Consider the following 18465-nt stretch of genomic DNA (forward strand, 5'->3'; position numbering starts at 1 on the left):
GAGCATGCAACTTGCGCCCGCTCTTCGCGTACACTGGCAAGACCGCTCCTCAGGGCCGACGTTGTCCCGACTTGCAATCGATGACGTCAGGAGGCCCGATGGTGTACCCCGGACCGCAGCGGCAGGGCCTGTACGACCCTGCCTTCGAGCACGACGCCTGCGGGGTCGCCTTCGTCGCCGACATCCACGGCCGCAGGTCCCACGACGTCGTGTTCAAGGGACTCTCGGCGCTGCGCCGGATGGACCACCGTGGCGCCCGCGGGGCCGAGCCGAACACCGGCGACGGGGCGGGCATCATGATCCAGATCCCGGACGCGTTCCTGCGGGAGGTCGTGCCGTTCGCGCTGCCCCCCGCCGGGCAGTACGCGACCGGCCTGGCCTTCCTGCCGACCGACGACGACGCGGCCGCGCGCGCCCAGCGGGTGCTGGAGAAGTACGCGCTGGTCGAGGGCGCCCAGGTGCTCGGCTGGCGCGACGTGCCGGTCGACGCGAGCGACCTCGGGGCCACCGCCCTGGCCGCGATGCCCCGCATCCGCCAGGTGTTCGTGAGCGCCGAGCGGCTCGGCGCGCCCGGCACCGTGCTCGAGGGGCTGGACCTCGACCGGGTCGTCTACTGCGTGCGCAAGCAGACCGAGCGGGAGACGCGGGAGCGGGGGATTCAGCTGTACCTCCCGTCGCTGTCGTCCCGCACCATCACCTACAAGGGCATGCTCACCCCGGACCAGGTCGTGTCCTTCTTCCCCGACCTGTCCGACGAGCGGGTGGCCTCGGCCATCGCCCTGGTGCACTCGCGCTTCTCGACGAACACGTTCCCGAGCTGGGAGCTCTCCCACCCGTACCGCATCATCGCCCACAACGGCGAGATCAACACGATCCGCGGCAACCGCAACTGGATGGCCGCCCGCGAGGCGCTGCTGGCCAGCGAGAACCTGCCCGGCAACATCCGCCGGCTGTTCCCGATCTGCACGCCGGAGGCGTCGGACTCGGCGAACTTCGACGAGGTCCTCGAGCTGCTGCACCTGGCCGGGCGGAGCCTGCCGCACGCGGTGCTCATGATGATCCCGGAGGCGTGGGAGAACGACCCGCGGATGGACCCGCTGCGCCGGGCCTTCTACCGCTTCCACGCCTGCCTGATGGAGCCGTGGGACGGCCCCGCGAGCGTAGCGTTCACCGACGGCACCGTGGTCGGCGCCGTGCTCGACCGCAACGGCCTGCGCCCGGGCCGCTGGTGGCAGACCAGCGACGGCCTGGTCGTGCTGGCCAGCGAGGCCGGCGTGCTGGACATCGACCCGGCCACCATCGTGGCCAAGGGCCGCTCGGCCCCCGGCAAGATGCTGCTGGTCGACACCGCGGCCGGCCGCATCCGCACCGACGACGAGGTCAAGGCCGAGCTGGCCGCGGCCGAGCCGTACGAGGAGTGGCTGCACGCCGGGCTCATGGACCTCGACCAGCTGCCCGAGCGCGAGCACGTCGTCTACACGCACGACTCCGTGCAGCGGCGGCAGCAGACGTTCGGGTACACCGAGGAGGAGCTCAAGATCCTCATCGGCCCGATGGCCCGGGCCGGCGCCGAGCCGCTGGGCTCGATGGGCACCGACACCCCGGTCGCCGTGCTCTCGACCCGCCCGCGGCTGATGTACGACTACTTCACCCAGCTCTTCGCCCAGGTCACCAACCCGCCGCTGGACGCGATCCGCGAGGAGCTGGTGACCAGCGTCGCGGCCACCATCGGCCCCGAGGGCAACCTGCTGCGCCCGGGCCCGGCGTCGTGCCGGCAGATCGCGCTGCCCTACCCGGTCATCGACAACGACGACCTGGCCAAGCTCCTGCACATCGACGAGGACGGCGACCTGCCCGGCTTCAAGGCCGTGCGGGTGTCGGGCCTCTACCCCGTGCGCGACGGCGCCACCGGCATCAAGCGGCGGCTGGTCGAGATCATGCGCGGCGTCTCCGAGGCGATCGAGGACGGCGTGCGCATCCTGGTGCTCTCCGACCGCGACTCCACCGTCGACCTCGCCCCGATCCCGTCGCTGCTGCTCACCGCCGCGGTGCACCAGCACCTGGTCCGGGAGCAGACCCGCACCCAGGTCTCGCTGGTGGTCGAGTCCGGCGACTGCCGCGAGGTGCACCACGTCGCGCTGCTGTCCGGCTTCGGGGCCTCCGCGGTGAACCCGTACCTCGCGTTCGAGAGCGTCGAGGACCTCATCAACACCGGCGCGCTGGCGAACGTCGACCCGGACACCGCGGTCCACAATTACGTCAAGGCGCTCGGCAAGGGCGTCCTGAAGATCATGTCCAAGATGGGCATCTCGACCGTCTCGTCGTACTGCGGCGCCCAGGTCTTCGAGGCCGTCGGGCTCGACCCGCGGCTCGTGGAGCGGTACTTCACCGGCACCCCGAGCAAGATCGGCGGCATCGGCCTGGCCGAGGTGCACGCGGAGATCGCCGCCCGGCACGCCCGCGCCTACCCGGCCAACGAGGCCGAGCGGGCGCACCGGCGGCTCGAGGTCGGCGGCGAGTACCAGTGGCGCCGCGAGGGCGAGCTGCACCTGTTCAACCCGGAGACCGTGTTCCTGCTGCAGCACGCGACGCGCTCGCGGCAGTACGACGTCTTCCAGCGCTACACCGCGCGGGTCGACGAGCTGGCCGGCCGGGCGGGATCGCTGCGCGGCCTCTTCGAGCTGCGCACCGGCGTGCGCCCGGCGGTGCCGATCGACGAGGTGGAGCCGGCCGCGGAGATCGTCAAGCGCTTCGCGACGGGCGCCATGTCGTACGGCTCCATCTCGGCCGAGGCCCACGAGACGCTCGCGATCGCCATGAACAACATCGGCGGCAAGTCGAACACCGGCGAGGGCGGCGAGGAGGCCGACCGCCTGCACGACCCGCGCCGGCGCTCGGCCGTCAAGCAGATCGCCAGCGGCCGCTTCGGCGTCACGACCGAGTACCTGGTCAACGCCGACGACCTGCAGATCAAGATGGCCCAGGGCGCCAAGCCGGGCGAGGGCGGGCAGCTGCCGGGCAACAAGGTGTGGCCCTGGATCGCCAAGACCCGCCACGCCACCCCCGGCGTCGGGCTCATCTCGCCGCCGCCGCACCACGACATCTACTCCATCGAGGACCTCGCCCAGCTGGTCTTCGACCTCAAGAACGTCAACCCGTCGGCGCGCGTGCACGTGAAGCTTGTGTCCGAGGTCGGCGTCGGCACCGTGGCCGCCGGCGTGGCCAAGACGAAGGCCGACGTCATCCTGATCTCCGGCCATGACGGCGGTACGGGCGCGTCGCCCCTGAACTCCCTCAAGCACGCCGGCACGCCGTGGGAGCTGGGCCTGGCCGAGACCCAGCAGACCCTGCTGCTGTCGGGGCTGCGGGACCGGGTCAGCGTGCAGGTCGACGGGCAGCTCAAGACCGGCCGGGACGTCATCGTCGCGGCGCTGCTCGGCGCCGAGGAGTTCGGCTTCGCCACCGCGCCGCTCATCGTCTCCGGCTGCATCATGATGCGCGTCTGCCACCTCGACACGTGCCCGGTCGGCATCGCGACGCAGAACCCGGTGCTGCGCGAGCGGTTCACCGGCACCCCGGAGTTCGTCGAGAACTTCTTCTGGTTCCTGGCCGAGGAGGTGCGCTCCTACCTCGCCGAGCTCGGCTTCCGGACCCTGGACGAGGCGATCGGCCACACCGAGCTGCTCGACGTGCGCCCGGCGGTCGACCACTGGAAGGCCGGCGGGCTCGACCTGACCCCGCTGCTGCACGTGCCGCCGCTGGACGACGACGCGGCCCGGCGCCAGACCACCAAGCAGGACCACCGGCTCGAGCGGGCGCTGGACAACCAGCTCATCGCCGCGGTGTCCCCGGCGCTGGACGCCGGCGAGGCGGTCACGCTCGAGGTCGCGGTGCGCAACGAGCACCGCTCGGTCGGCGCGATGCTCGGCGGCGAGATCGTGCGGCGGGTCGGCGGGGCCGGCCTGCCCGACGACACCGTGCACATCACCCTGCGGGGCGTGGCCGGGCAGTCCTTCGGCGCCTTCGTCCCCCGCGGGGTCACCCTGCGGCTGGTGGGCGAGGCCAACGACTACGTCGGCAAGGGCCTCTCCGGCGGGCGGCTCATCGTGCGCCCGGACGAGCGCGCGCCGTTCGTCGCCGAGGAGCAGACGATCGGCGGCAACACGGTGCTGTACGGCGCGACCGCGGGCAAGCTGTTCATGCGCGGCCGGGCCGGGGAGCGGTTCGCGGTGCGCAACTCCGGCGCCCTCGCGGTCGTCGAGGGCGTGGGCGACCACGGGTGCGAGTACATGACCGGCGGCACCGTGGTCGTGCTCGGCACCACCGGGCGCAACTTCGCCGCGGGCATGTCCGGCGGCGTGGCGTACGTGCACAACCTCGACCGGAACCTGGTCAACGCGGAGCTGGTCGACCTGCGGCCGGTCAGCGATCCCGAGAAGCTGCGGGCGTACATCGCCGAGCACCACGCCGAGACCGGCTCGGCGGTCGCGGAGCGGATGCTGGCCGGCTGGGGCACCGCGGTGGCGCAGTTCACCGAGGTCATGCCGCGCGACTACGAGCGCGCGATGGAGGCGATTCGGGCCGCCGAGGCTGCCGGCCGCGACGTGGATGCGGCTGTCATGGAGGTGGCACGTGCCTGACCCGAACGGTTTCCTGAAGCACGAGCGGCGGCTGCCGGCCCGGCGGCCGGTTCCGGTGCGCCTGCGGGACTGGCGCGAGGTCTACCCGCCCGCGACCGACGAGCTGATCCGGGAGCAGGCCGGCCGCTGCATGGACTGCGGCATCCCGTTCTGCCACGACGGCTGCCCGCTGGGCAACCGCATCCCGGACTGGAACGACCTGGTCCGGGGCGGCGACTGGGACTTCGCGATCGAGGCCCTGCACGCGACGAACAACTTCCCGGAGTTCACCGGGCGGCTGTGCCCGGCCCCGTGCGAGGCGGCCTGCGTGCTGTCCATCGCCGGCGGCCAGGCGGTCACGATCAAGCAGGTCGAGGTCGAGATCATCAACCGCGCGATGGCCGCCGGCCGGGTCACCCCGCGCCCGGCGCCCGAGCGCTCGGGCAAGAGCGTGGGCGTGGTCGGCTCCGGGCCGGCCGGGCTCGCCGCCGCGCAGCAGCTGGCCCGGGCCGGGCACGACGTCGTGGTGTACGAGCGCGACGACGCCCTCGGCGGGCTCCTGCGCTACGGCATCCCGGACTTCAAGCTCGAGAAGGAGCACATCGACCGCCGGCTCGAGCAGCTGACCGCGGAGGGGGTGCAGTTCCGCACCGGCGTCCACGTCGGCGTCACGGTCTCCGTGGACGAGCTGCGCGCCTCGCACGACGCGCTGCTGCTGGCCTGCGGCGCGCTCACCGGCCGCGACACGCCCGAGACGCCCGGCCGCGAGCTGCGCGGCGTGCACCTGGCGATGGAGCACCTGGTCGAGTCGAACCGCGTCGTCGCCGGCAAGCAGCCGTCGGCCGCGATCACGGCCGAGGGCAAGCACGTCATCATCATCGGCGGCGGCGACACCGCGGCCGACTGCCTGGGCGTCGCGCACCGGCAGGGCGCCCGGTCGGTGCTGCAGCTGGACCAGTACCCGACGCCGCCGCAGCAGCGCGACGAGTCCCGCGACCCGTGGCCGACCTGGCCCTGGATCCTGCGCAACTACCCGGCCCACGAGGAGGGCGGCGAGCGCGCCTTCGCCGTCGCCGTGACCTCGTTCGAGGGCGACGCCGACGGCAACCTCACCGCGGTGCGCATCGCCGAGGTCAAGGTGTCCAGGGTGGACGGCCGCCGCATCGTGAGCGTCGTGGAGGGGACCGAGCGGGAGTACCCGGCCGACCTCGTGCTGCTCGCGATCGGCTTCGAGGGCACCGAGGAGGGTCCGCTGCTGACCAACCTCGGCCTGACCCGCAACCGGCGCGGCGGCATCGACACCGACGCCACGTGGCAGAGCACGGCGCCCGGCGTCTTCATCGCGGGCGACATGCACCGCGGCGCCTCGCTGATCGTGTGGGCCATCGCCGAGGGCCGCGCGGCGGCCGCGTCCATCCACGCGTACCTGGGCGGCGACGGCACCCTGCCCTCGCCGGTCGAGCCTTCCGCGGTGGCCCTATCCGCCTGAGGTGCTAATCGGGTGCGGGCTTCTTCGGCAGCCCGCACCCGGGTACCCCCTCGGCCATGAAACGGGCTTTATGGGGTCTGGCCTTCGCGATCTGCTGCTGGTTCCCCGCGCAGACGGCCCTCGCGAACGGCAGCTTCGCCTCGGACCTGAACATCGCCATCCGCGTCGCCGAGCACTACTGGGGCGCGAAGATCGTGGGCTTCCGCCCGATCACGAAGATCATCCCGTACGTCGTCGACGGCCAGATCTCCTGCGGCACGCAGCCGATCCCGGCCCAGAACGCGGCGTACTGCCCGATCGGCGACTTCATCGCCTACGACCGGAACTGGTCGGAGCAGGTCTACAACGACATGGGCGACGCGTTCGTGTTCTACCTCCTCGGCCACGAGTACGGCCACGGCATCCAGCAGCGCCTCGGCATCCAGTACCAGTTCACGATCTACCAGGAGCTGCAGGCCGACTGCTTCGCCGGCGCCATGATCGGCGACTCGATCCGCACCGGCGACCTGACCCTCGACACGGGCGACCTCGACGAGCTGAAGGCGGGCCTGATCTCGGTCGGCGACCCGCCGGACGAGCCGTGGTTCAAGGAGGGCGCCCACGGCTCGCCGCAGCAGCGGGAGTCGTCGTTCTTCGGCGGCTACGACCACGGCCTGGACTCCTGTGACGTGCACAAGGGCAGCCTGACGTCGACGACGCCGGCGGCGTTCCCGTCGCTGCCGGCCCCGGCGCCGACCCCCGCGCCGAGCTTCCCGGGCACGCGCAACCCGTTCCCGGGCTGGACCAACCCCCTGCCGGGCCCGACCACCCCGACGTGGCCCTTCTTCCCGTAGCGGTTTGCGGCTTGTGTGGGCATTCGCGTCTTGTTCGGCCCCGGCCGCCTCGGGGTCGCCGCGCGCCGGGACTCTCCGTTACGGTCATCGGGTTCGATGCGCATCGTGGCGGGGAGGGCGCGGTGGGTGAGCCGGGGTTCGTGGTCGATCCGAGCGCGGTCCACGCGTTCGGGCGGGACTTCCAGCACGATCTGGACGTGCACTTGTCCGCGGAGAAGGTGCAGACGCTGCACCTCTTCTCCGCGACGCCGGTGTTCGGCACCAGGGCGGTGAGCAAGGAGGTTCGGCAGGCCGCGACGGACTACGTCAAGCGGTTGCAGGAGCTGTTCGACCTCATGGAGGTTCTGCTCTACAACGGCTCGGTGATGGCGGAGGCGGCCCACGAGATCGCCGAGGCGTACGAATCCGCCGACTCGCTCACCGCCGACCAGGTCTCCGGGGCGCTGGGCAATGCGAGAGCGGCGGTGACGGCGGACGCCGACGTCGTGGACCCGAGAACAGGCAGGCCGATCTGATGGCGGAGAGGTACAAGGACTTCAAGCTTCCGGATCTGTGGAACATCGTGCGGGACGAGGATCCGGAGGCGGGTTTCACGCACGTCAGCACGCTGAATCGGCTGCGGACGGCACTGGAGCAGCAGCGCGACAATCTCCGCGTGCACCGGGACCGGCTGACCGACGGCTGGCCTCCGAACCGTAGCGAAGCCGCGTGGGCGTTCGCCGGGCGCATCAACGACATGATCGATGTGATGACCCAGACCGCGGACACGGCGAATCTGATGGCCGTCGGCGTCGACGAGGCGTACGCGGCCGTGCGAGAGGCCCGGCGTCAGCTCGAGTCGATGATGGCGCAGTACTCGCGGGCCACCGGGCAGGGACTGGCGGCCGGTGGTGCGAAACATGCCGAGCTGGATCAGCGCGGACGAGACGTGCTGATCGCCTCCGATGCCAGGATCGCGGGAGCCGCTGAGAAGATCAATGCAGCGGTGCCGCGGTACCGGCGGTTCGACGAGGTCGGAGCGAAGATTCTGCGCGACCCGGATGCCGATGGTGGCGGATCGGGCCAGTCGCCGGGGCGGCGAGGCGGGATCGGCGGTGGCTCGGCAATGCTGCAACCACCGGTGTTCGATCCGCCGTCACCCGGCGACGGATTGACGCTGGCCGAGCAGCCCGAGCGCCCCGACGGCACGTCCGGCAACGGCCCACGTATCGGCGTTCCCACAGGTCAGATCGGGGTGATCGGCGGCGTGCCCGAGAGCGGAAACCCCGCACCCGCGACACCCGGTGGCGTTGCCTTCCGCCCGGGCGTGCTGGCTCCGGGCGGCGTGATCAGCGCACCACGTCCGGGCGGCGCGGCGGTGGGGCAGCCCGCCGTTCCGATGCCGGGCGGTGCCGTCCCACGAACGGGTGCCTCGCAGACGGCCCGAACCCGGCCGGCCACGAGTGCCGCCGCACCCGCTGAACCGTTCGGCAGCCGTGGCGCGGTCGGCGGCTACCGCGACCGCTCCTACGAGGAGTACACGAAGCGCCGGCGTTCGAGGCCGAGCGTGGACGGCGACGAGCTGTGGGGGGTGGACGAAGGGGTGCCGCCGGTCCTCGAGGCGCCTCCCGAACGCCGCCACGATCCCGGGCCGGGCGTGGTGGGGATCGACCGTTGACCGCCGCGCTCCGCCGGGCCGGGGCCTGCCTGCTGGCCGTCGTGGTCATGGTGCTGGCCGGCGTGCGCCCGGCCGCGGCCGACAACATCCGGGACCAGCAGTGGCACCTCGCAGCGCTGCGCATCCCGGAGGCGCATCGGATCAGCCAGGGCGAGGGCGTGGTGGTCGGGCTGCCGGATACCGGAGTCGACACGAAGCATGCCGAACTCGACGGGGCGGTCCTGCCGGGCAAGGGCTTCGGGGAGGGCAACAGCGATTTCGACGGACGGGGCGACTTCATCGGCCATGGAACCGCGATGGCCGGCCTGATCGCGGGGCGGGGACTTCCCGGGAACGGCGGAGTGCTGGGGATCGCGCCCAAGGCCATGATCCTGCCCCTGCAGACGCTGCGCAGTGAGAACGGCACCGGGAATGCCGCGTACCTTGCGGCGGGAATCGACTGGGCGGTGGAACACGACGCCAAGGTCATCTGCATCGCCGGCGGCACCGGCAAGGACCCGAGGGTCCGAGCGGCCGTCGAGCGTGCGCTCCGGTCGGACGTCGTGGTCGTCGCCGCGGCCGGAAACACCTCGACCGAGCACGCGGTGTCCTTCCCCGCGAGCCTTCCGGGTGTCCTCGCGGTCGGCGGGACGGACCGCGACGGGAACCACGCCTCGGTCTCGGTGACCGGCCCGGAGATCATGGTTGCCGCGCCGGCCGTCGACATCGTCTCGACGAGGTTGTCCGGTGAGTACGCGTCGGCCTCGGGGACGAGTGATGCGACGGCGATCGTCGCCGGTGTTGTCGCGTTGGTGCGGGCCCGGTTCCCCGAGCTCTCCGGCGCCGAGGTGGTGCACCGCATCACCGCCACCGCCGTCGACAAGGGCCGGCCCGGCCGCGATGACGAGTTCGGGTTCGGCATCGTCGATCCCGTCGCCGCGCTCACCGCCGACGTCGGACCGGTTCCCAGCTCGCCGGCGGCGTCGCCGGTCGCCGGTGCGCCGGGCGGGCGTGAGCCGGGGGGTCGCGGCGTGGTGTGGGCCCTGGCCGGGGGTGGCGTGGTGCTGCTGGTGGCCGTGATGGGCCTGGTCCGGGGCCGGCGGCGGGCGCGATCCTGATCACCTCCGGCAGCGGGTGTGGCGATCACCCTTCGCGGGTAAGGCGCGCAGAATGCGGGATTCGGTCTTTGACACGCTCGTACCGCTGGGGATCGCGCTCGGGGCGGCGGTCCTGGCGGTGCTCGCGGTACACGTCGTGCACAAGATACTCGTGCGCGTCGGGCGGCAGTCGTCGCTCGTCACCGAGCTGGCCGAGCGCGCGCACCGGCCCACGCAGTGGGTGCTGGTGCTGTGCGCGGTCTACTTCGCCGTTCGGGCCAACGCCGACGGGGCCTCGTGGCGGCACGCGTTTCTGCACGCCGATCAGCTGGTCATCATCGCGGCGGCGGCGTGGCTGCTCGCGGCGTTGCTCGTGGTCGCCGAGGACGCGGCGCTGTCGCGGTTCAACACCGAGGTGCCCGACAACCGTACGGCCCGGCGCGTCCACACCCAGGTGGTGATGATCCGGCGGGTGACGGTCGCGGTCGTGGCCGTGCTCGCGGTCGCCGTGATGCTCATGACGTTCCCGGGGGCCCGGATCCTCGGCACGAGCGTGCTGGCCAGCGCGGGGTTCCTGGGCATCGTCGGCGGTCTCGCGGCGCAGAGCGTGCTGCGCAATGTGTTCGCGGGGCTGCAGCTCGCGTTCTCCGACGCCGTACGGCTCGGCGACGTCGTCATCGTCGAGCAGGAGTGGGGGCGGGTGCAGGAGATCACGCTGTCCTACGTCGTCGTGCACGTGTGGGACGACCGGCGGCTCATCCTCCCGACCACCTACTTCACCGAGAAGCCGTTCGAGAACTGGACCCGGACGAACTCCGCGCTGCTGGGGGCCGTGATGTTCGACGTGGACTGGTGGCTGCCGGTACCGGAGATGCGTGAGGAACTGCGCCGGGCCCTCGAATCCACGGACCTGTGGGACGGGCGGGTGTCGGTGCTGCAGGTCATCGAGGCCACCGGCAGCGCCATGCAGCTGCGCGCGCTCGTGAGTGCCGAGGACGCGCCGAAGCTGTGGGACCTGCGCTGCTTCGTGCGTGAGCACCTCGTGGGCTGGCTGCGCGACACGCACCCGGACGCGCTGCCGCGGGTCCGCGCGGAGATGACCTCGGCGATGCCGCTGCACGCGACGCTCACGGGGCAGACGCTCACCACCGACGGCGACTCGCGCGTGTTCAGCCACAGCGTCGACGGCCGGGCGCGGGCCGAGGCGTTCACCGGGCGGGAGTCGTAGCCACCCGCGTCGCCACGAGCCCGGCGAGCACTGCGGCCATCACCGGCAGCGCGTACTGCCCGAAGAAGCCCGCGCCCAGCACCAGCAGCGCGGCGAGATAGGTGACCCAGGCCAGGCGGCGGGGCAGGTGCAGCGCCTGCAGCGCGACCAGGAGCACCGCGACCGGGATCGAGACCGGCAGGAGCGTGACGCCGGGGTCGTCCAGCACGACGGCCAGGCCCGCGCCCAGCGCCGCCGCCGACGCGAAGACGAAGAAGTGACCGTAGCCCCACACGAAGGCCCGGCGGTTGCCGGTGAGGCGGTCGTGGACCGGGCGCTCGAAGTACAGCCACCAGAACGCGAACACGATGACCAGCCCGGCCCCGGCCACCCACCACAGGCGCCCGGCCGCGAAGCCGCCCTGCACCGCCAGGGTGGTCGACAGGACGACCTCCCCGAGCACGATGATGAACAGCAGCCCGTAGCGCTCGGCGATGTGGTGCGGGTGCCACGGCGTCGGCCAGGGCCGCTCGGCCCACACCGGCACCGACAGCTCGGCCGCCACCATCACCACGAACAGCAGGGTGTGCGTGGTGCCGTGGGTGAGCAGCAGCAGGCCCCACCCGACCATGCAGGCGCTCACCCCGGCGGCCATGCGCCGGGCGGTGCGCCGGACCTCCGCGCTGCCGTGGGCGGCGCGCAGCCACTGGGTCGCGAGCCCGATGCGCATGATCACATAACCGAGCGTGACCACCCGCAGATCACCCTCGAAGGCCTCGGCGACGCCGGCGGCCAGGACGAGTACCCCGGCGATCTGCAGCAGCGCCGTCAGCCGATAGGGGACGTCGTCGGTGTCGAAGGCGGAGGCGAACCAGGTGAAGTTCATCCACGCCCACCACACGGCGAAGAACGTCATGAGGTACCCGGCGATGCCGTGCGCCACGTGGTGCTCCGCCACCGAGTGGTGCAGCAGCTGCCCCAGCCGGGCGATGGCGACCACGAAACACAGGTCGAACAGCAGCTCGAGCGGGGTGGCGACGCGGTGCGCCTCGTGGCTGTCGCGGGCCCGCATCGGCCGCCGCCACTGGGGGAGCGTGGACATCGGACCAGTATCGAGCAAAGGCCCGGTGACCGGAGTCTCAACTGATGGGGCCAGGCCGGGGCAGCGCATACGCGCCGTGAACGAGGGGCTAGCCTCAAGGGTGTGACTCGACGCGCCAAAATCGTCTGTACGCTCGGCCCGGCCACATCGTCGGCCGAGCGGCTCCGTGGCCTAGTCGACGCCGGGATGGACGTCGCGCGGCTCAACTTCAGCCATGGTAGCCACGAGGACCACGCCTCGGTGTTCAACCTTGTTCGGGAGGCCGCCACCGCCGCCGGCCGCCCCGTGGGCATCCTCGCGGACCTCCAGGGTCCGAAGATCCGTCTCGGCCGATTCGCAGACGGACCGCACGAGTGGGCGGCCGGTGACACGGCCGTCATCACCAGTGACGACATTCTCGGCACCGCCGACCGGGTGTCCTGCACCTACAAGAAACTTCCGCAGGAGGTCAAGGCCGGCGACCGGCTGCTCATCGACGACGGCAAGGTCGCCGTCGAGGTGACCGCGGTCGACGGCAACGACATCACCGTCCTCGTGACCGAGGGCGGCATGGTCTCCAACAACAAGGGCGTCTCGCTGCCGAACGTGGCCGTGAGCGTGCCCGCGCTGTCGGACAAGGACGCCGAGGACCTGCGCTTCGCGCTGCGCCTCGGTGCCGACTGGATCGCGCTGTCCTTCGTGCGCTCGCCGGACGACATCAAGCTCGTCCACGAGATCATGGAGGAGGAGGGCATCCGCCGCCCGGTGCTCGCGAAGGTCGAGAAGCCCGAGGCGGTCGCCGCCCTCGAGGCCATCGTCAACGCCTTCGACGGCGTCATGGTCGCCCGCGGCGACCTGGGCGTGGAGATGCCGCTGGAGCAGGTGCCGCTCGTGCAGAAGCGCGCGGTGCAGCTCTGCCGCGAGCAGGCCAAGCCGGTCATCGTCGCGACCCAGATGCTCGACTCGATGATCGAGAACGCGCGGCCGACCCGCGCGGAGGCCTCCGACGTGGCCAACGCGGTCCTCGACGGCGCCGACGCCGTCATGCTGTCGGGGGAGACGAGTGTCGGGAAGTACCCCATCCTGACCGTCTCCACGATGGCGCGGATCGTCGCCACCACCGAGGGCGGGGCGCTGACCGTGCCGCGCCTGCAGCACGACCCCCGCACCCGCGGCGGCGCGCTGACCTCGGCCGCGTCCAACATCGCGCGCAACATCGGCGCGAAGGCGCTCGTGGCCTTCACCCAGACCGGCGACACCGTGCGCCGCCTGGCCCGCCTGCACTGCGAGCTGCCGCTGCTGGCGTTCACCCCGGAGCCCACGGTCCGCAACCAGCTCACCCTCAGCTGGGGCGTGCAGACCTTCGACGTGCCGTTCGTGGAGCACACGGACGAGATGTTCGAGCAGGTGGACATGGCCCTCGTCGGGCTGCCGTGGCTCTCGCCCGGCGACGACGTGGTGATCGTGGCGGGCTCGCCTCCCGGCACCCCGGGATCGACGAACACCCTCCGCGTGCACCAGCTGGGAGCACTCTCACAGTAAAAACTTCGGGCGAGCTGCGAAGATTGTCCGGTGACTGAACTGGCAACCGGACAGGACGCCGTGGACGAGCTCGTCCGTCTGCTCGACCTCGAGGCGCTGGGGGACGACCGGTTTCTGGGCATCAGCCCGCCGGACGGCCCCCAGCGCGTCTTCGGCGGCCAGGTGGCCGGGCAGGCCCTCGTCGCCGCCGGGCGCACCGTGGACCGGCAGCGGCGGGTCCACTCGCTGCACGGCTACTTCGTGCGCCCGGGCGATCCGGAAGTGCCGATCACGTACGCCGTGGAGAACATCCGCGACGGGCGCTCCTTCTCGGTGCGCCGCTCGGTCGCGCAGCAGCACGGCAAGGTGATCTTCTTCATGTCCGCGTCCTTCCACCGCCCGGAGGACGGCCTGGACCACGCGGAGCCCGCCCCCGCCGACGTCCCGCTGCCCGACGAGGTCCCGACGACGGCGGAGCGGCTGGCGCGGTACGAGGAGCGCGCCGGCATCTGGTCGATGGTCCCGCGCCCGATCGACGTGCGCTACGTCGGCGAGCCCGGCTGGGTCCCGGCCGGCGACCGCCCCGCCGAGCCCCGCCAGCGCGTCTGGATGCGCCTGGCCGGCAGGCTCCCCGACGACCCGGTCCTGCACACCTGCGTGCTGACCTTCGCCTCGGACCTGACGCTGATCGACTCGGTCCTGTCGGCCCACGGCGCCGTGTGGGGCCCCGGCGGCTTCGCCGGCGCGAGCCTGGACCACGCGATGTGGTTCCACCGCCCGTTCCGCGCCGACGAGTGGTTCCTCTACGACTGCGTGAGCCCGTCCGCGTCGGGCGCCCGCGGCCTGGCCACGGGCCGGATGTTCACCCTGGACGGCCGGCACATCGCCACGGCCGTGCAGGAAGGTTTGCTGCGTCGCGTGGGAGGATGAGGACATGCGGCTTTCGGCCCGAGTTGACTACGCGCTGCGCGCGGTGGCGGAGCTGGCGGCGACGTCGGCCGACGGCAAGCTGGTGACCGCCGACCGCCTGGCGTCGGCCCAGCAGATCCCCCCGAAGTTCCTGGAGAGCATCCTGCTGCAGCTGCGCCGCGGCGGCGTGGTGCTCGCCCAGCGCGGCCCGGAGGGCGGCTACCGCCTCGCCCGCCCCGCCGCCGAGATCTCCCTGGCCGAGATCATCCGCGTGATCGACGGCCCGCTCGCCAACGTGCGCGGCCAGCGCCCGGAGGAGCTCGGCTACCACGGCGCGGCGCAGGCGCTGCAGGACGTGTGGATCGCGCTGCGGGCCAACGAGCGGCTCATCCTGGAGACCGTGACGATCGAGGACGTGGTCACGGGCGAACTGCCGGAACGGGTGCGGGATCTCGTCGCCGATCCGCGCGCCTGGGTCTGAGGTTTTTCTGCTCGGGTCCGCGTCAGTGGCGGACCGTCGCTCCCGCCAGGAATCCCGGCGTCCGCGGTGGCAAGACCGCACCCACGCCTTGCCGCCGCGGAACGCCTTCTTCGCGGCTGCGTCGTGCCAGGGTGTTCCCGCCCTGGCTGCTTGTCTGGTCGGTCGTTTCGGCCCGGTCGGTTCGTTCGCGCTCGGGTCTCGCCCGGTCGGTTCGTTCGCGCTCGGGTCTCGCTCGGTCGGTTCGCTCGCGCTCCGCTTTTTGTGCCCGCTTTCCGCGCCCGCTTTGCGATTTGTGCCGCTCGCGGCCCCTCTCGAAGTCGCTATTTCCTATCGCTAAAACAGGAGTTAGGATCGTCGGCGTGACGATTGTGGTGGTCTCCGGAAACCCTCGCCCGCACTCGCGGACCCTGCACCTGGCCGAGGAGGTCGGCGGGGCCCTGGCCACGCGGCTCGGCCTGGCGGCCCCCCGCACCATCGACGTGAGCGACCTCGGCGTCAAGCTCCTGCAACCCGGCGACGGCGCCCTGACCGAGGCGGTAGCGGCCCTGCGCCGCGCGAGCGTGCTCGTCGTGGCCACGCCCACCTACAAGGGCAGCTACACCGGCGTCCTGAAGGTGCTCCTGGATCAGCTCCCGGCCGACGGCCTGAAGGACATCGCCGCCGTCACGGTCGTCACCGCGGGCGTCCAGCCCCAGGCGGACGCGGCCCAGCGCAACCTGCGCGAGTTGCTCGGCGAGCTGGGCGCGGTGCTGGTCGACCCGGGCCTGGCGGTGGTCGAGGGCGAGCTGGCGAACGCGGGCGCCACGGCCGCCGGGTACGTCGACGGCATCGCCGCCCACTTCGACACCGCCGCCGCCCACTGACCTCCGCCACCGCCTCGCCCGCGCGAGGGGTCCACTCAGACACGCGCTGATGGCCTTGCTTCGAACCGCCCGGTCGCGTCGGAGGCGTCGCTTCGAGGCCGTCTGCATGGCGTCGCTTCGAGGGCCGTCTACACCGCATCGCTTTGGGAGCCGTCTCCATGTGCACGGCCACGATCGCGTTGTCGCTTCGGTCCGTCTGCTTGTGCGCGGCCACGTTTCCGCGCTGTCGCTTCGAGCCGAGCCATTGTGCGCGGCGCGGTCGCTTCGCGCCGGGTGATCGTGCGTGGCGGCCGTGGCTTCGAGCCGGCGCTGGTTGTGCGCACAGCGGCGGTCGCCCGGTCCTCGACCGGCCCTGTTGCGCAGATCGTCCGGACGCCTGCTCCACCGCGGTAGCAGCGCCCCGTTCATCCCGGCACGGCGTGGGCGGTCTTCGGCCGGTGCCTGGGCTCCGAAAGGGACCAACCACCGCAAAGTACCGAATACCCCGTCAGGGCATAAATGCGGATATGTCGCGGCGCGCAGCGCCCGACATATCAAGCATCAGTTGTGCAGCGACGCCGCCGCCGTCAACACCGGGCCGACGTCCTCCGCACTGCCCCGCTCGCTGATCTCGTTCAGCGAGCGCGCGATGCTCACCAGCGCATACGTCTGCGTGACCCGCAGCGTCCGATCCATCTCCAGATCGTCGGCCATGTCCAGCTCGGCGCGGATGCTGTGCAGGAAGCCCTCGGCGGCCTGCAGATAGGGGTCGTGCGCTTTCGTCGACATGATCCGAGCGTAGGGCCCGCGACCAGCCCGGATCCCGGAAACGACCAACGCGCCTAGCGCGGCTGCCAGGCGGCCGGGGGCGTGGTCAGGCGCCGCACGTGCGCGGGCATCCGGCCCCGCACCACGTCGGCCAGGCTCACCTCGTCCAGGACGTTGCGCACGGCCGCGCGCACCGCGACCCAGAGTTGCTGGAGGTGTTCGGCGGTGCCGGAGTACATGGCCTCCTCCGGGCGGACGCCGCGCACCTCGGCCAGGGGGCCGTCGACCGCGCGCAGCACGTCGCCGACCATGATCTCCGAGGGCTGGCGGGTGAGCACGTAGCCGCCGTCGACGCCGCGCTGGCCGCGGACCAGGCCCGCGCGGCGCAGGTCGCCGAGGACCGCTTCCAGGAACTTTCGGGGCATGTCCTGCTCGTCGGCCAGCCCCGCGGCCGACACCACCGCGGGATAGGCCGCGGCGAGCCCGAGGGAAGCGCGAACCGCGTAGTCCCCGCGCGCCGAGATGTGCATCGAAAAGCTGCCTTTCCGGCCGGGCTGGTGGCATTGGTTGTCCGCTACCAATGTAGGGTGCCCGCCCACGCCTGATCGCCGGGGTGGCGCTGTCGGGCCGGGTGGCCGGGCGGGGCCGCGGCCCGTCGCCGGCCGCCGCGTCCGGTGGGAGACGGTGCCGGAGCTGGTCAGCCCGGGTGCCGCTCACGGGTGAACATCGGGGGTAGCGTGGTCGGATTATGCGATCAGATGAGCCGCGGCGGGGCGCCGACCACAACGTCATGCGCGAGGTCAACCGCTCGCTCGTGCTGACCCTGGTCAAGGAGGGCGGCCCCGTCTCGCGGGCCAGCATCGCGCGCTCGACGACGCTGGCCAAGCCGACGGTCTCGGCGATCGTCGACGAGCTCATCGCCGAGGGGCTGGTGCGCGAGATCGGGCCGGGCTCGACCGCCGTCAGCGGCGGGCGGCCGCCGATCCTGCTGGAGTTCAACGCGCGCTCGCTGCTCGTGGTCGGCGTGCACATCGGGGCCCGGCGCACCGCCATCGCCATCGGGGACGCCACCGGCGAGGAGATCGTGCGCCGGGAGCTGCCGACGCCGGGGCCGGGGACGGCGCCGGGCGAGGTGCTGCGGACGGTGGCGGCGGAGATCCGCGCGGGCATCGCCGGGGCCGGGCTGCCCGGCGCCAGGATCGCCGCGGTGGGGGCCGTGCTGCCGGGGCTCACCGACTTCCACGCGGGCGTGTGCCTGCTCGCGCCCAACCTCGGCTGGCGTGACGTGCCCGTTCGCGACCTGCTCGCGGCCGAGCTGCGCGGCGCCCCGGTCTACGTGCACAACGCCGGGCAGGCCGCCGCCGTCGCCGAGAACCTCGAGGGCGCGGGGGAGCGGGTGGGTGACCTCGCCCTGCTGTACACCGGCACCGGCCTCTCCGCCGGGGTGCTCTCCGACGGCCGGGTCTTCCACGGGGTCGGCGGCACCGCGGGCGAGATCGGGCACAACGCGGTGCCGGGCAACGACGAGGCCTGCAACTGCGGGAAGGTCGGCTGCCTGGAGACCCTCGCGTCGGGGCCGGCCATCGTGCGCGCGGCGAAGCGGGCGGGGCTGGACGGGTTCGACGCCCGGGACGTGACCGCCGCGGCCCGCGACGGGGACCCGGCGGCCCGGCGGATCATCGAGGAGGTCGGCGAATACCTCGGGCTGGCGGCGTCGTGGCTCATCAACGCGTACAACCCGGCGCTCGTCGTCGTCGGGGGCGGGCTGGCCGCCATCGGGGACCTGCTGCTCGAGCCGCTGCGCGCCGCCGTGGCCCGGCACGCGCTCGCCCCGGCCCTGCGCGGGGTCGAGATCCGCGCCTCGAAACTGGGCCCGGACGCGGAGGTCCGGGGCGCGGTCCTGCTGGCCCTGCAGCACTCGGAGACGTACTACCGGGTGGTCTTCCGGGCGTGACGAAGGGTTGGCCGAGGGGTTAGTTCTT

Annotated in this window: 15 protein-coding genes; 12 read left to right on the forward strand and 3 right to left on the reverse strand. The window is 72.3% G+C overall.

Features of this window, described 5'->3' with window-relative positions:
• Positions 1-80: 80 nt before the first annotated feature.
• The 7 genes from gltB to ACQP1P_RS08580 all read left to right on the forward strand — a co-directional run bounded on the left by gltB (position 81) and on the right by ACQP1P_RS08580 (position 10902).
• Positions 81-4640, forward strand: coding sequence for a glutamate synthase large subunit (gltB, locus tag ACQP1P_RS08550; RefSeq protein WP_433084747.1), 4560 nt, complete (start codon positions 81-83; stop codon positions 4638-4640).
• The gene (locus ACQP1P_RS08555; RefSeq protein ID WP_433084749.1) at positions 4633-6108 is read left to right on the forward strand and encodes a glutamate synthase subunit beta; all 1476 of its coding nucleotides are present in this window, start codon (positions 4633-4635) and stop codon (positions 6106-6108) included. The genes gltB and ACQP1P_RS08555 overlap by 8 nt, the downstream gene beginning before the upstream one ends.
• Before the next feature lie 56 nt (positions 6109-6164).
• The gene (locus tag ACQP1P_RS08560) at positions 6165-6941 is read left to right on the forward strand and encodes a neutral zinc metallopeptidase (protein ID WP_433084751.1); all 777 of its coding nucleotides are present in this window, start codon (positions 6165-6167) and stop codon (positions 6939-6941) included.
• A gap of 122 nt (positions 6942-7063) precedes the next feature.
• A complete protein-coding gene (locus ACQP1P_RS08565) occupies positions 7064-7456 on the forward strand; it encodes a hypothetical protein (RefSeq protein WP_433084752.1) in 393 nt (130 codons plus the stop codon).
• Positions 7456-8598, forward strand: coding sequence for a hypothetical protein (locus ACQP1P_RS08570; protein WP_433084754.1), 1143 nt, complete (start codon positions 7456-7458; stop codon positions 8596-8598). Before ACQP1P_RS08565 ends, ACQP1P_RS08570 begins: the two co-directional genes overlap by 1 nt.
• Positions 8595-9695, forward strand: a complete 1101-nt coding sequence (locus ACQP1P_RS08575) for a S8 family serine peptidase (protein ID WP_433084756.1) — start codon at positions 8595-8597, stop codon at positions 9693-9695. Before ACQP1P_RS08570 ends, ACQP1P_RS08575 begins: the two co-directional genes overlap by 4 nt.
• 52 nt (positions 9696-9747) lie before the next feature.
• The gene (locus ACQP1P_RS08580) at positions 9748-10902 is read left to right on the forward strand and encodes a mechanosensitive ion channel family protein (protein ID WP_433084758.1); all 1155 of its coding nucleotides are present in this window, start codon (positions 9748-9750) and stop codon (positions 10900-10902) included.
• Here ACQP1P_RS08580 and ACQP1P_RS08585 read toward each other — a convergent pair.
• Entirely contained in the window at positions 10883-11983 is a 1101-nt protein-coding gene (locus tag ACQP1P_RS08585) for a low temperature requirement protein A (protein ID WP_433084760.1), read from the reverse strand. The two genes, ACQP1P_RS08580 and ACQP1P_RS08585, sit on opposite strands and share 20 nt — an antisense overlap.
• Positions 11984-12085: 102 nt before the next feature.
• On the opposite strand from ACQP1P_RS08585, the gene pyk reads away from it, so the two are divergent.
• From pyk to ACQP1P_RS08605, 4 genes are all read left to right on the forward strand, one after another.
• Positions 12086-13504 carry a pyruvate kinase gene (pyk, locus tag ACQP1P_RS08590; RefSeq protein ID WP_433084762.1) on the forward strand — a complete coding sequence of 473 codons (1419 nt, stop codon included), beginning with the start codon at positions 12086-12088 and terminating at the stop codon, positions 13502-13504.
• 39 nt (positions 13505-13543) lie between these two features.
• On the forward strand, positions 13544-14413 hold the full coding sequence (locus ACQP1P_RS08595; protein WP_433089922.1) for an acyl-CoA thioesterase: 870 nt from the start codon (positions 13544-13546) through the stop codon (positions 14411-14413).
• A gap of 4 nt (positions 14414-14417) precedes the next feature.
• Positions 14418-14873 (forward strand): RrF2 family transcriptional regulator, encoded by a 456-nt coding sequence (locus ACQP1P_RS08600; protein ID WP_433084764.1) that lies wholly within the window; start codon positions 14418-14420, stop codon positions 14871-14873.
• A gap of 359 nt (positions 14874-15232) precedes the next feature.
• Positions 15233-15736 (forward strand): NADPH-dependent FMN reductase, encoded by a 504-nt coding sequence (locus ACQP1P_RS08605; RefSeq protein WP_433084766.1) that lies wholly within the window; start codon positions 15233-15235, stop codon positions 15734-15736.
• Between the two features lie 540 nt (positions 15737-16276).
• Here the strand turns inward: ACQP1P_RS08605 and ACQP1P_RS08610 are convergent.
• On the reverse strand, positions 16277-16504 hold the full coding sequence (locus ACQP1P_RS08610; RefSeq protein ID WP_433084768.1) for a hypothetical protein: 228 nt from the start codon (positions 16502-16504) through the stop codon (positions 16277-16279).
• Between the two features lie 53 nt (positions 16505-16557).
• Positions 16558-17013, reverse strand: a complete 456-nt coding sequence (locus ACQP1P_RS08615; RefSeq protein ID WP_223102116.1) for an RrF2 family transcriptional regulator — start codon at positions 17011-17013, stop codon at positions 16558-16560.
• 218 nt (positions 17014-17231) lie between these two features.
• Between ACQP1P_RS08615 and ACQP1P_RS08620 the strand changes: the two genes are divergently transcribed.
• Positions 17232-18437, forward strand: a complete 1206-nt coding sequence (locus ACQP1P_RS08620) for an ROK family protein (RefSeq protein WP_433084770.1) — start codon at positions 17232-17234, stop codon at positions 18435-18437.
• Positions 18438-18465: the final 28 nt, after the last annotated feature.

The organism is Dactylosporangium sp. CA-052675 (assembly GCF_050947935.1).
Taxonomy (GTDB): domain Bacteria; phylum Actinomycetota; class Actinomycetes; order Mycobacteriales; family Micromonosporaceae; genus Dactylosporangium.

Excerpts from the sequence above, each read along its gene's own strand:
- gltB (WP_433084747.1), top strand. The coding sequence starts at position 81 with ATGACGTCAGGAGGCCCGATGGTGTACCCCGGACCGCAGCGGCAGGGC.
- ACQP1P_RS08560 (WP_433084751.1), top strand. The coding sequence starts at position 6,165 with ATGAAACGGGCTTTATGGGGTCTGGCCTTCGCGATCTGCTGCTGGTTC.
- ACQP1P_RS08570 (WP_433084754.1), top strand. The coding sequence starts at position 7,456 with ATGGCGGAGAGGTACAAGGACTTCAAGCTTCCGGATCTGTGGAACATC.
- ACQP1P_RS08580 (WP_433084758.1), top strand. The coding sequence starts at position 9,748 with ATGCGGGATTCGGTCTTTGACACGCTCGTACCGCTGGGGATCGCGCTC.
- ACQP1P_RS08585 (WP_433084760.1), bottom strand. The coding sequence starts at position 11,983 with ATGTCCACGCTCCCCCAGTGGCGGCGGCCGATGCGGGCCCGCGACAGC.
- ACQP1P_RS08600 (WP_433084764.1), top strand. The coding sequence starts at position 14,418 with ATGCGGCTTTCGGCCCGAGTTGACTACGCGCTGCGCGCGGTGGCGGAG.
- ACQP1P_RS08610 (WP_433084768.1), bottom strand. The coding sequence starts at position 16,504 with ATGTCGACGAAAGCGCACGACCCCTATCTGCAGGCCGCCGAGGGCTTC.
- ACQP1P_RS08615 (WP_223102116.1), bottom strand. The coding sequence starts at position 17,013 with ATGCACATCTCGGCGCGCGGGGACTACGCGGTTCGCGCTTCCCTCGGG.
- ACQP1P_RS08620 (WP_433084770.1), top strand. The coding sequence starts at position 17,232 with ATGCGATCAGATGAGCCGCGGCGGGGCGCCGACCACAACGTCATGCGC.